This is a genomic window from Coprothermobacter sp. (assembly GCA_013824685.1).
GTDB lineage: Bacteria > Caldisericota > Caldisericia > Cryosericales > Cryosericaceae > Cryosericum.
This window is the reverse complement of sequence record PNOG01000002.1, coordinates 1-11,882: the sequence shown is the minus strand read 5'-3', so window position 1 is coordinate 11,882 and position 11,882 is coordinate 1. Positions and strand designations below refer to the sequence as shown.

At 56.4% G+C, this 11,882-nt stretch carries 15 protein-coding genes; 1 reads left to right on the top strand and 14 read right to left on the bottom strand.

The annotated features are described in order from the left end of the window. Positions 1-188 precede the first annotated feature (188 nt). The 6 genes from C0398_00140 to C0398_00115 form a co-directional block, all read right to left on the bottom strand. A complete protein-coding gene (locus C0398_00140; GenBank protein MBA4364404.1) occupies positions 189-452 on the bottom strand; it encodes a CopG family transcriptional regulator in 264 nt (87 codons plus the stop codon). A gap of 27 nt (positions 453-479) precedes the next feature. Beyond that, the gene (locus tag C0398_00135) at positions 480-2,246 is read right to left on the bottom strand and encodes a ferredoxin (GenBank protein ID MBA4364403.1); all 1,767 of its coding nucleotides are present in this window, start codon (positions 2,244-2,246) and stop codon (positions 480-482) included. Between the two features lie 30 nt (positions 2,247-2,276). Next, positions 2,277-4,061: an NADH-quinone oxidoreductase subunit NuoF gene (locus tag C0398_00130; protein MBA4364402.1), complete on the bottom strand. Its 1,785-nt coding sequence runs from the start codon at positions 4,059-4,061 to the stop codon at positions 2,277-2,279. A 24-nt stretch (positions 4,062-4,085) separates the two neighbouring features. Next, a complete protein-coding gene (locus C0398_00125) occupies positions 4,086-4,454 on the bottom strand; it encodes a 2Fe-2S ferredoxin (GenBank protein MBA4364401.1) in 369 nt (122 codons plus the stop codon). A 23-nt stretch (positions 4,455-4,477) separates the two neighbouring features. Further along, positions 4,478-4,972 carry an NADH-quinone oxidoreductase subunit NuoE gene (locus C0398_00120; GenBank protein ID MBA4364400.1) on the bottom strand — a complete coding sequence of 165 codons (495 nt, stop codon included), beginning with the start codon at positions 4,970-4,972 and terminating at the stop codon, positions 4,478-4,480. A gap of 217 nt (positions 4,973-5,189) precedes the next feature. Continuing rightward, positions 5,190-5,735 carry a hypothetical protein gene (locus tag C0398_00115; GenBank protein ID MBA4364399.1) on the bottom strand — a complete coding sequence of 182 codons (546 nt, stop codon included), beginning with the start codon at positions 5,733-5,735 and terminating at the stop codon, positions 5,190-5,192. A 188-nt stretch (positions 5,736-5,923) separates the two neighbouring features. On the opposite strand from C0398_00115, the gene C0398_00110 reads away from it, so the two are divergent. Then, on the top strand, positions 5,924-6,193 hold the full coding sequence (locus C0398_00110) for a 30S ribosomal protein S20 (protein MBA4364398.1): 270 nt from the start codon (positions 5,924-5,926) through the stop codon (positions 6,191-6,193). Here C0398_00110 and C0398_00105 read toward each other — a convergent pair. From C0398_00105 to C0398_00070, 8 genes are all read right to left on the bottom strand, one after another. Beyond that, the gene (locus C0398_00105) at positions 6,180-7,205 is read right to left on the bottom strand and encodes a hypothetical protein (protein ID MBA4364397.1); all 1,026 of its coding nucleotides are present in this window, start codon (positions 7,203-7,205) and stop codon (positions 6,180-6,182) included. The two genes, C0398_00110 and C0398_00105, sit on opposite strands and share 14 nt — an antisense overlap. Positions 7,206-7,215: 10 nt before the next feature. Then, the gene (locus C0398_00100; protein MBA4364396.1) at positions 7,216-8,499 is read right to left on the bottom strand and encodes an asparagine--tRNA ligase; all 1,284 of its coding nucleotides are present in this window, start codon (positions 8,497-8,499) and stop codon (positions 7,216-7,218) included. Between the two features lie 2 nt (positions 8,500-8,501). Continuing rightward, complete coding sequence (locus C0398_00095; GenBank protein ID MBA4364395.1) at positions 8,502-8,981, bottom strand: hypothetical protein; 480 nt, start codon at positions 8,979-8,981, stop codon at positions 8,502-8,504. After that, positions 8,932-9,420 carry a hypothetical protein gene (locus tag C0398_00090; GenBank protein ID MBA4364394.1) on the bottom strand — a complete coding sequence of 163 codons (489 nt, stop codon included), beginning with the start codon at positions 9,418-9,420 and terminating at the stop codon, positions 8,932-8,934. Before C0398_00090 ends, C0398_00095 begins: the two co-directional genes overlap by 50 nt. Continuing rightward, positions 9,413-9,913: a pantetheine-phosphate adenylyltransferase gene (locus C0398_00085; protein ID MBA4364393.1), complete on the bottom strand. Its 501-nt coding sequence runs from the start codon at positions 9,911-9,913 to the stop codon at positions 9,413-9,415. Before C0398_00085 ends, C0398_00090 begins: the two co-directional genes overlap by 8 nt. A 100-nt stretch (positions 9,914-10,013) precedes the next feature. After that, entirely contained in the window at positions 10,014-10,742 is a 729-nt protein-coding gene (gene glnQ, locus C0398_00080; GenBank protein ID MBA4364392.1) for a glutamine ABC transporter ATP-binding protein, read from the bottom strand. Positions 10,743-10,773: 31 nt separating this feature from the next. Next, a complete protein-coding gene (locus C0398_00075) occupies positions 10,774-11,418 on the bottom strand; it encodes an ABC transporter permease (protein ID MBA4364391.1) in 645 nt (214 codons plus the stop codon). Positions 11,419-11,442: 24 nt separating this feature from the next. Continuing rightward, positions 11,443-11,882 (bottom strand): basic amino acid ABC transporter substrate-binding protein (locus C0398_00070; protein MBA4364390.1); only part of this gene is annotated, 440 nt, incomplete at its 5' end.

Here is an 11,882-nt window from a genome sequence, read left to right as displayed (position 1 = left end):
GCTGCTCCCCTCAAGAAAGCCGACCGCACTCTGCGACACATGGAAATCACCCGAGCGCCGATCGTCTCGCACATGTTCCTTGCTGAAACTATTCTCTAGAGACCCCTTGCTGCATCTCCCCTTTTTCCCTTCCCTGCCCGGAGTGGACGGCTGGCATTACCTCGTCGCCTTCCGCCCCAGCCTCTGACCTACGGGAGACAGACCGGGGTCATTGTGGATTCGATGATAGTGTCCGGCACTGCAGTCAGTTCCGCAGTCAGGCCCTGCAGCTGTTCCTTGTCACCGTCGACGATGAGCGAAATCACATGCAGGCCATGGTCCCCATATGGCAGTCCCAGGCGTCCGATGATGAAGTCTCCATGGCTCGTGAGTATCTGGTTCACCTTTGGGGCCGTCGTTTCACGCTTGCTGATGATGATGGCAATGACTCCAACATGCTTTGTACCGTCCATTGACGTACCTCCCCATGTGTTCCCGTTCTACTTGCAGCTGCGATCGCAGTATTCGGTATGCAGCAGATGATGAGCCTTTTCGCTGTTTGGTTCACCAAGGAAATCTTTGTAGATCTCCTTGACCTCTGGGTTCTCATGCGACTTGCGGATCGGCTTGCCCGCGTCTTCGCGGTAGATGGCCTCGGCACGCCTCTTCCTGATGTCAGGATTGTGCGAAATAGGCTGTCCACCTCCGCCGAGGCAGCCACCGGGGCAACACATGATCTCGATGAAGTGATAGGGCGACTCACCCTTCTGCACCTGGTCCATGAGGACGCGTGCATTTCCCAGGCCGTTGGCCACGGCGACCTTCAAGATCATCCCGTCGATGTCGACATCAGCGCTCTTGATGCCCTCAAGTCCACGAACATCCTCAAAGTCGAGCTTCGCTAGTGGCTTATTGGTGATGACTTCATATGCCGTCCGAAGCGCAGCTTCCATGACGCCGCCTGTGGCTCCGAAGATGACGGCCGCGCCGGTCGATTCGCCCAGCGGCTTGTCGAAATCCTCCTCAGGAAGGCTTGCGAACTCGATGCCCGCTTCGCGGATCATCTGAGCGGCTTCGCGAGTTGTCAGGACATAGTCGACGTCATTGAACGTCTCCTCGTTCTTGAGGCCCAGCTTTTCCTGCCAGTGATGGAAGGCTGTCTTCATTTCAGGGCGTTCCTTCTCGAATTTCTTGGCAGTGCATGGCATGATAGACACGACCACGATCTTCCTCGGGTCGATACCCATCTTCTCGGCCCAGTACGTCTTCGTCACCGTACCAAACATCTGCTGAGGCGATTTGCAGCTGGAAACGTGATCCAGCACCTTTGGGAAGAACGTCTCCGCAAACTTGATCCACCCTGGTGAGCAAGAAGTGATCAGCGGCAGCGTACCTCCATTCTTGATACGCCCGATAAGCTCGAATCCCTCCTCCATGATGGTCAAGTCCGCCGAGAAGTCAGTGTCAAAAACCTTGTCAAAACCGAGACTCCGGAGCGCGGCGGCCATCTTGCCAGTCGCCTGCGTTCCGTCCGGCATGCCAAACTCCTCACCGATGGCAACGCGCACCGCCGGAGCTGTCTCGACAACCACGACCTTGTCAGGGTCTCCCAGCGCCTTCCACACGTCCGAAATCTCGCTCCGCTCGGTGATGGCACCAGTCGGGCAAACAAGCAAGCACTGCCCACAGTTCACACACTCGACGTTCCCCAGACCCTCGTCCAGGAATGTTGAGACGGTACTGTTCGAACCACGGCCCGCGATATCGATGGCGTAGACGGACTGCACCTTGGCACACACGTTTACGCAGCGCCTGCAGAGGACACATTTGTTGGGGTCGCGTACCAGTGACAGTGACGTGTTGTCAAACGGCAACCACTCAGTGCGGGTCCGCGGAAACTCCACTTCGCGCACACCGAGTTCCGCCGCCAGCTCACGAAGGTCACAGATCTGGTTCTTCTCGCATGTGAAACAGTCCTTGGGGTGATTGGCCAGTAGCAGCTCGACATTGAGCTTGCGGGCCTCACGGACACGCGAAGTATTTGTCCAGACCTCCATGCCCTCACTGACCCTCGCTAAACATGCGCGCTGGAGATTGCGGGCACCCTTGACCTCAACGACACAGATGGCGCACGCGCCCTCCTCGCTGATTCCCTCAAGATAGCAGAGTGTCGGCACTTCGATCTTCGCATACTCCCTGGCCGCCTTCAGGATTGTCGTCCCGTCCGGCACCTGGTAGTCCCGTCCATTGATTTTCACATTCAGCATTCTCGTCTCCATGAAGTTCCTCCGGGTCAATTACTCTTTGCGGATCGCACCAAAACGACAGCTTTCATAGCAGGAACCACACTTGCTGCACTTGCTCTGATCGATCACGTGAATTTTCTTGACCTCACCGGCGATGGCGTGGACGGGGCATTGCCATGCGCATGCCGTGCATCCAACACACTTGTCGGGTGTGATCGAGTACGTCAGCAGGTGCTTGCACACATGCGACGGGCACTTCTTTTCATAAATGTGAGCGCGGTACTCGTCTTCGTAGAACCTGATCGTAGACAGGACAGGATTGGGGGCCGACTGTCCAAGCCCGCACAATGACGTGTCCTTTATGACATCGGCCAGCTTGCTTAGCTTCTCGATGTCGCCATCGCGACCATTGCCATCGCAAATCCGTTCCATCATGTGATACATCTGTCGAGTCCCTTCGCGACACGGCGTGCACTTCCCGCACGACTCATCGACCGTGAACCCCAGGTAGAACTTGGCAACGTCGACCATGCAGCTATCCTCGTCAAGCACGATGAGTCCGCCCGATCCCATAATGGTCCCGATTTCCTTGACTGTATCAAAGTCGATCGGCATGTCCAGGTACTCCGCAGTGATGACGCCTCCAGACGGACCTCCGGTCTGGGCCGCTTTGAACTTCTTGCCGCTTGGGATGCCTCCTCCGATTTCAAAGACGAGTTCCCTGAGCGTCGTTCCCATTGGGACTTCAACGAGACCGGTGTTCTGGACATTGCCTGCCAGAGCGAACACCTTTGTGCCAGGACTCTTGGTGGAGCCAACGCTGCGAAACCACTCCGCGCCGTTTGTGAGGATCTGGGGGATGTTCGCGTATGTCTCGACGTTGTTGATCAAGGTCGGCTTGTTCCATAGCCCGGCCTGGGCAGGGAATGGAGGCTTGACGCTTGGCGTTCCACGCTTGCCCTCAATAGACCGCAGGAGAGCAGTCTCCTCGCCGCAGACGAATGCCCCGGCACCGATACGGATCTCGATGTCGAAGTTGAACTCTGTGCCCAGAATACTCTGCCCAAGGAACCCGTACTCGCGCGCCTTGTCGATCGCATACTCAAATCTCTCGATGGCAAGCGGATACTCAGCACGGACGTACATGTAGCCCTTCTCCGCGCCGATGGCATATCCTGCGATCGCCATCGCCTCAATAATGGAGTGTGGGTCTCCCTCGAGGACACTGCGGTCCATGAAGGCTCCTGGGTCACCCTCATCCCCATTGCAAACCACATACTTCGGGGAGCCATTCGCCTCTCGGGCGGCCTTCCACTTGAGACCGGTCGGGAACCCTGCTCCTCCACGACCGCGCAGACCGGAGTCGAGAACGACCTGGATGATTCCGTCCGGCGTCATCTCGAGTGCCTTTCCAAGAGCGAAGTACCCGTCACGAGCGATGTACTCCTCGATAGAAAGAGGGTCAATGGCGCCGCAGTTGCGGAGGACGCGCTTGACCTGACGCGTGTAGAAGGGGATATCCCCGCTGGTCCGAGCTTTCTTCTCGCTGGTCGGCTCAGTGTACAGCAACTCGCCGACAGTACGGCCCTTCACGAGGTGTTCGCTTACGATGAGACCTGCGTTCTTGACCGTGACCTTTTGATAGAACGTCCCGTCGGGATACACGACGACGATCGGGCCAAGGTCACATGCCCCCATGCAACCAGTCTCGATGACCTGTACCTCGTCCTCGATACTATTCTTCTTCAGTTCGTCGACCAGAACGTCTTTGACGCTCTTTTCGCCACTCGTGATGCAGGCGCCGCCTGCACAGACCAACAACTGATTTCGTATCATTGCGTTTTCCCTTCTCCCCCTGGGCTAGATGTTCTCCCGCTTGATAACCAGATCAGCCACGACATTACCGCCCTGGACGTGCTCGCGGACGATCCTGCGCGCATTCACATCGTTGACGTCACCATACATGACGGCAGGCTGGCCCTTCATGGACACTTCTACGGTTGGCTCTTTATCGCAGAGTCCCATGCAGCCGGACTGAACGACCTTGACGTCATGGATGCTCGCCTTCTCGAGTTCGTCGATGATGGCAATGAGAGCGTCCTTCGCGCCAGCTGCAATGCCGCATGTCCCCATAGCAACGACGACCTTGCCTCTCTCCTTGGCCTGGCGAAGGTCCATCTCCTTGAGAGTCTGTTCCTTGATGCGCTTCAGCTCTTCCAGTGATTTCATTCTTTCCTCCCCATTCTCCGAGGTTAAGTGTACTTGTTCAGTAACGTCACGACCTTCTCAGGCGTGGAACGCCCGTACGTGTCTTTGTCGATGACAACGACTGGGGCGAGACCACAGGCCCCCACGCAACGAACAAGATCCAGACTGAAGCGGCCGTCCTGAGTGGTCTCGCCGGCCTTGATGCCCAAGGTCTTCATGACCTTCTCGTAGACTGCATTCCCGCCTCGCACGTAGCAGGCCGTGCCAAGGCACACGCTGACGATATGACGTCCCTTTGGAACACGCGAGAAGAAGTGATAGAAGGTGACGACACCGTACACGGTGGACCGCGGCATGTTCAGTCTGCCGGAGATGAACTCGAGCACGTCATCCGGGAGATACCCAAAAATCTCCTGGGCGCGGTGGAGGACGTTGATGAGGCTGCCTTCGGGGGTTGCCAGCGCACCGATGTACGCATCGAGTACATCAAACTGCCTCTTGAGCTCAGGGTTCTCTTTCAGACGGTCTTCCAGGTTCATTTTCATACACGTTCCTCCTGTAGAGACTTTTCCCTCGCGTGCATCATCAGCCTTGCCATGATGAGGTCGTCGGCTGTGTTCACATTGAAGAATGACATCATCATGTGAACTATATAACAGGATAGCATGAAATCAAGGCCATACTCACTGGGTGCTGACTATGGATTCAACCGTTCGGGAAATTCGGCGGGAGTTCTTGCAAACCCGGAGCACCAGCTCAGGAAATCGGCTTGATACGACGCGCAATTAGCGAGGACAGGACTCCACCTATTACGGCCGTTACGAACTGCGGCCAGCTGAACGAAAACCGGATGAACGCAGTTGCGGCCACAGGCAATTTCGTCAGCGTCCCGACAATGGCGCCTATGGCAAAATACAGAAACGCCATTTTTGCAGCCGCACCCAAGCCAAGACCGATCCAGCGCAACCAGGAATCAGATGACCCGCTTCTCCGCGTCACCAGCCAGAACAGGACGACAAGCAGGAGGTTTCCCGCCATGACTGCCGGTATCATCGCGGGTGAAACAAGATGCTGCTGGAACCACGCAGTGACGGGTGCCGCAATCGCGATAATGACGCCGGCCCATAGACCCGTTGTCTCTGTCGCAAGGAGCAGACCCAGATTTACAATACTGCCGACGAGGAAGAGGTTGACGACATTGAACGGAGGGGCAGATGGAACGAGCTCCCGTATTGCAAATTGGAGAGCAATAGTCAATGCAAGAACAATGGCGGCTCTCGTAATGTACTTAGTTGTCTTCACGCGTTCCTCCCGATTCGGGCTTGCCTGTCGTGGAATTTCCATCAGTAGTTTACGCTGAACTGACTCGACGGTCAAGCCGATTCGTGTGGAGGGCTCCCCCATGGCTGGCGAAGCGAACAATCATTGACATCACGGGAAAAATGGGTACAGTAGACGTGATAAGTTCCGAAGAGACAAAGGAGAGTTTCATGCCAATCAAGAGAGCTTCTCTTAAGGACGTCCGCAAGACCAAGACACGGACGGCATACAACACCAAGCATACAGCGAAGACAAAACTTGCCCTGGACATGGCTCGCAAGTCCGATTATGCCCCCGAGAAAGTCGTCGACGCCGTAAAGCAGCTCGACAAACTCGCTCAGAAGGGCATTGTCCACAAGAATACAGCTGCCCGTAAGAAGTCTCGCCTGATGAAGAAGGCGAATGCCGCCAAGATTGCGGCCAAGGCTACTGCTTCGTAAGAGCTACTGCTGAAAGCAACCGTTCAAGGGCCACCAGCGCATTGCTGGTGAGCCCTTTCTTCGTTTCGTACTCAATTTCCTCGAGGCGCTCGAGCATTGCCTCAAGTTCACGCAGCTTGATATGACTTGCCGCTGTCAGGAGAGCACTCAGCGTATAATCGTCGAGATATTGATGCTGGGTGCGCAGGCACCAGGCCCTGAGGTCGGCCTTGGGACGGTTCGACTTCGAAACGAGCTTCGCGTTCAACAACCGTACAAACCCGAGTTCCACATCATAGAGAATGATGGTGTCGGCGGCCCCCGAAGCTGAAAGGTCATAGAACGCCGTCACCGCACGGTCGTATTTCCTGAGAGAGATAGCCTCGACGAGATCGGCAGCAGCAGCAACGTGGCACCGAGGCACGACCTCACGGACATCAGTGACAGTGACAGCTGCGTCGGTATACGCAAGGAGTTTGTCAATTTCGCTTCGCATAAGGAAGAAGCTGCTTGCTGTCCGCTCCATAAGCTCGTGGACCGCCTGATCCTCTATCGCGCGCCCCTCAAACCTCTTCTTGATCCACGAGCGCACCGCCGTCGGGGGTACAGCGTAGCTCGTTACCACATACGCTTTTTTCAGCAACTCTGAGGGGACTTTGGCAGGGTCTGCAAATATGACCGTGGTGGTTCCGCCAGACAGAAACAGGGGGACCATGGTACCAAGGCGTTTGGCTCCCTTGTCTTCGAGGCCGTTGACGACCAGAACCTTGCGCCCGGACCCGAAGCTCTCGCTGCCGAGGAACTCACGGATGCCGTCAACGTTGTCGTCGCTGCCCTCAAACTCGGCATAATCGAAGGCTCGGAAAACCTGTGCTACCAGTGACCGCGCTGCCTCTTTCGCCTGTGGAATGAAATAGTCGTCTCCGGGCGCGAAGACATAGAGCGACGCAGGCTTCTTTCCTCTGAGGCTTGTGAGACCCTCAGTCACCGAAACGTCGTTGGAGCCTGACGCGTATCCCTTGGCTGCTGCCATTGCTCCCAGTCTATGGATAGATCTTCTCGAGCAGGCGAGGGAACGGGACCGTTTCCCGCACGTGCGGCAGCTTGCAGATCCACGCCACTGTCCTCTCGACACCGAGACCAAACCCGCTGTGCGGGACCGATCCGTACTTGCGGAGGTCCAGGTACCACTGGTAGTCTGCTTCGGCAAGCCCCTCGGCATGAACGCGATCGAGAAGCAACTTGTAATCGTCTTCGCGCTGCCCGCCTCCGATGATCTCTCCGTATCCCTCCGGAGCCAGCAGGTCAGCACACAGGACCGTCTGCGGATTGGCAGGATTTGTCTTCATGTAGAACGCTTTGAACGATCTGGGGTAGCTGTGAACAAAGACCGGCCGTTCGAACTGATTCGAGATGAGCGTCTCCTCGTCTCCACCGAAATCCTCGCCCCACTGTATCGGAGAACCGGCTTTCTGGAGGAGCTTCACTGCCTCATCGTAGGAAATCCGTGGAAACGGCGTAGCTATCTTCTCGAGCGGAGAAATATCCCGCTCGATGATGGCAAGCTCCTCTTTACGCTTCTCCAGGACCTGGTGCACGATGTACGTGACGAATTCCTCCTGGACATCGCAGTTCTGCGACCAATTACAGTACGCCATCTCGGGCTCGACCATCCAGAACTCGGTCAGGTGGCGGCGCGTCTTGGACTTCTCGGCGCGAAACGCAGGACCAAAGCAGTAGACTTTCCCAAATGCCATGGCCGTCGCTTCGTTGTAGAGCTGACCGCTCTGCGACAGGTAGGCGGGTACGCCGAAATAGTCAGTCGAGAACAGGGTCGAGGATCCTTCACAGGCATTGGCGGACAAGATGGGAGCGTCCATGAGCAGGAAGTCGTTGTCATCGAGGTAGTCGCGGATGCTCTTGACGATCGTGGCACGTATGCGCATGATCGCCCACTGGCGCTTCGAGCGGAGCCACAGGTGCCGGTTGCTCATCAGGAAATCGACGCCGTGCTCCTTGGGCGTAATCGGGTAGTCCACAGCTGCCTGATGCACCTCGACCTTCTGAACGTGCATTTCGTGACCGCCGGGCGCCCGCTCTTCAGCATGGATCGCACCGGTGATACTGATGCTGCTCTCCTGGGTAAGGTGGCGCACCGCCTCGAATGTCGACTCGTCGATATCACTCTTGGTGACGACACACTGCATGATGCCGCTGCCATCCCGAACGAGGACAAATGCTACTTTCCCGCTGCTCCGGCTGTTGTAGACCCAACCGTTGATGGTCTGGACCTGCTCGACGTAGTCTGCTGCCTTGTCGATGTACATGATTACTTCTCCTCCAGCAATTTCTGATGCGGACACACTGTCGAGTTCAGGTTCGCCCCACACTCAGGGCATAGCCCCCTGCAATCATCCTTGCACAGTGGAAACTCCGTGACTTCGATGAGCAGGTTCTGGCGCACGACGTCGGAAACGTCCAGGACATCCGATTCAAGCGCAAACACGCCTTCCTGATCAGGATCCTCTTCCCCATTGAGAAGATACGTCTCATTGACGTCGAACTCGACATCCTCCATGACCGAGTCCAGACACCTTACGCAGGGCTGGCTCACCTTCACGTTGAACGAACCGGAGAACTGATAACCGATGCCAAGATTGCTCAGGACAAACTGTCCCGTCACCGGCTCAAGGAGCGTGACGCCAGGAAGGTCTCCGACCGAGGTCTCTTCAAATGCGAAGGATTGACTACTTCCTTCCTCAATGTTCAGTTTCTGGAGTTCGAGTCTCATCTTCTTTCTCCTCAACATGGAACTGCATCTCCGACGCCTTGACGGTCTCAGTAAGCCTCATCAGGATCTGCTCCAGCTGCTCCAGCATCTTCAGTGAGTAGCCATCGGCCTGCTGTTCAGCGGTCTTTCGCGCGGCAACAACCTCGGCCATCATGCGCTCTCGTTCGACGGCCGCGGAACGTACGATTTCGTTGTCTGCGACCAGGTCGTCGTGCGAGCGCTGGCCCTCTTCTATCATCCGGCCGCACTGTCGCCTCGCATCGGCCATCAGGGCGTCACGCTGCTCCAACAGGGCACACGCATTGCGAACCTGTTCCGGAAAGGCCGTGCGGAGATGTGCGACCGCATCTGCCAGCTCCTCGTCCTTGATGATGCGATAGCCAAACAACCTGTGACTCCGCTCCCTCACCTGATCAATGCGGTCGATGATGTCCTGCAGCGTAAGCTTCTCAATCATGCGTTCCTCCCCTGGCCCGAGACAGACCAAGCACAATCCTGTCTGCAACACTTGCAGGCACCAAGTCACGAATGTCTCCGCCGCCTTCGTACATCTGCTTGATGAGTGTGGAGGAAACGAAGAAGTGCTCCTGCGAGCTCATGAGATAGATGACATCCACATTCGGGTCGAGGTATCTGTTCGCCCAAGCAACCTGTACTTCATGATCAAAGTCCGAGACGGGCCGCAATCCGCGCAGCATGATGTTGGTGCCTATGCGCTTCATGAAATAAACGACCAGGTCGTCGAAGCCTTCCACGACGACGTTCGGGATATGTCGCGTTGCGCTGCGCACCATGTCGACGCGCTCGTCCAGTGACCACATTGGTCTCTTATATGCTATGCCAGCAACGCCGACGACGAGCTGGTCGCACAAACGCGCTCCACGCTCAACGATGTCGACATGTCCTCTGGTGACCGGGTCAAACGTACCCGGATAGACGATTTTATCCATATGTCCCATAGACCTCACGTTCAAGTGTAGTCAAAAGGTGCCCGATGAAAAGAAAAAAGAGGGGCGCCTTTCGGCGCCCCTCCTCATGGTATTGGCACAGTCAGGCCAAGAGCACCTTGCTCAGGAAACTCAGTGTACGCTCCTGCTGAGGATGTTCGAACACTTCAGAAGGAGATCCAGACTCAATGATGAGGCCCTGATCCATGAAGATGACGCGGTCAGCAACTTCCTTCGCAAAACCCATCTCATGGGTGACGACAATCATCGTCATGCCTTCGTCCGCAAGTCTGACCATCACGTCGAGGACCTCATGGATCAACTCAACGTCAATGGAGGACGTTGGCTCGTCGAACAACATGAGTTTCGGGTGCATGGCAAGCGCACGCGCTATGGCTACCCGCTGTTGCTCTCCGCCACTCATTTGAGCAGGCTTGTGATCAGCCCGATGTGACAGCCCGACCTTCGCCAGAAGTTCCATTGCCTCAGCCTCAGCCTCTTTGCGAGCCGTTTTCTTGACGACGACAGGACCCAGGGCAACATTCTGAAGAGCAGTAAGGTGAGGAAACACGTTGAACTGCTGAAACACCATGCCAATATCTTCTCTCAGTCTGCGAATGTCATACTTGCCTGATTCGACGAGCTTGCCGTCGAATGTCACGCGGCCAGCCGACGGGGGCTCGATCCAGTTGATGCACCTCACCAGCGTACTCTTGCCTGAACCTGAGGGCCCCATCAACACCAGTCGTTCCTTGAAATCCATGTCGAAGCTGACTCCCTTGATGACTTCGAGAGAGCCGAACGACTTGTGCAGATCGTCGACAACGAGCAGCTTTCCCTGTGCCGTCATATCGTCAGCCATCTCACTCTACCTTCTTCTCGAGACTTCGGGACCACTGCATGACCGGGGTAGTCATGATCAAGTAGATGAGTGCCGCACCAATGAGCGGTGACATGATATTGTACGTGCGGGCGCCAATGATCTTCGCCTTGAAGAGAAGATCCTCCATGGAGATGAAGGCAACCAGGGAAGTATCCTTGATCAGCGCCGCAAACTCATTCGCAAGCGGCGGCAGAACCCGCCGGAACGTCTGCGGGAGGATAACGTGGCGCAGTGCCTGCGCCCGGTTCATGCCCAGCGAGAAAGCAGCTTCAGACTGTCCCTTGGGGATCGATTCCACAGCCGCTCTGAAGACCTCGGCTATGTAGGCTGCATAGCATACTGCGAGCGAGACTGCAGCTGCCGGGAATTGGGGAAGATTGACTCCGATAATCGGGAGCGCGTAGTACACAAGCAGGACCAGGAGCAGCGCGGGCGTGCCTCGGACCACTTCGATATAGAAGCGCGTGACGGCCCCGACCACCCTGCCGCCAAACATGTTCAACAACCCCACAAGCAGCCCAGCGACGGTCGCAAAGATCATCGAGACGACCGTCAGCGAAAGCGTGGTCCACGCTCCTGCCAGCAGGAATGGCAAGTTTTCGAAGATGATCGACCACTTTAACATTTTCCTCTACCCCTGCCACGACTGCTATTTGGGCAGGTATGGCGGGTCGGCGAAGAAGTACTTGCGGTAGAGAGTCGCGTACGTCCCATCCGCAACCACTTTGCGGAGGGCCGCATCGATGTCGCTCTTGAGTTGGGTATCATCCTTCCGCACGGCGATACCATACAGCTGCGTCAGGTCCTGGCCGGCTATCGAAGTAGTATTGAGAACCTTCAATGCAGGATGTGTGCTGGCATAGGCCGTGCACACAGGATAGTCATTCACCACAGCGTCGGTCTTGCCATTCTCGAGGTCGAGGGTGGCAAGCTGGATGTCGGGGTAGGAATTGACCTTGACACCCGCAATCAGCTTGGCGGAAGTCTCTCCTGTCGTGCCAGTCTGAACGCCGACTGTCTTCCCCACAAGATCCTCGGGTTTGGTGATATTGTTCTTGGCCGGGTTGTACATGATGCCCATGTCCGCCC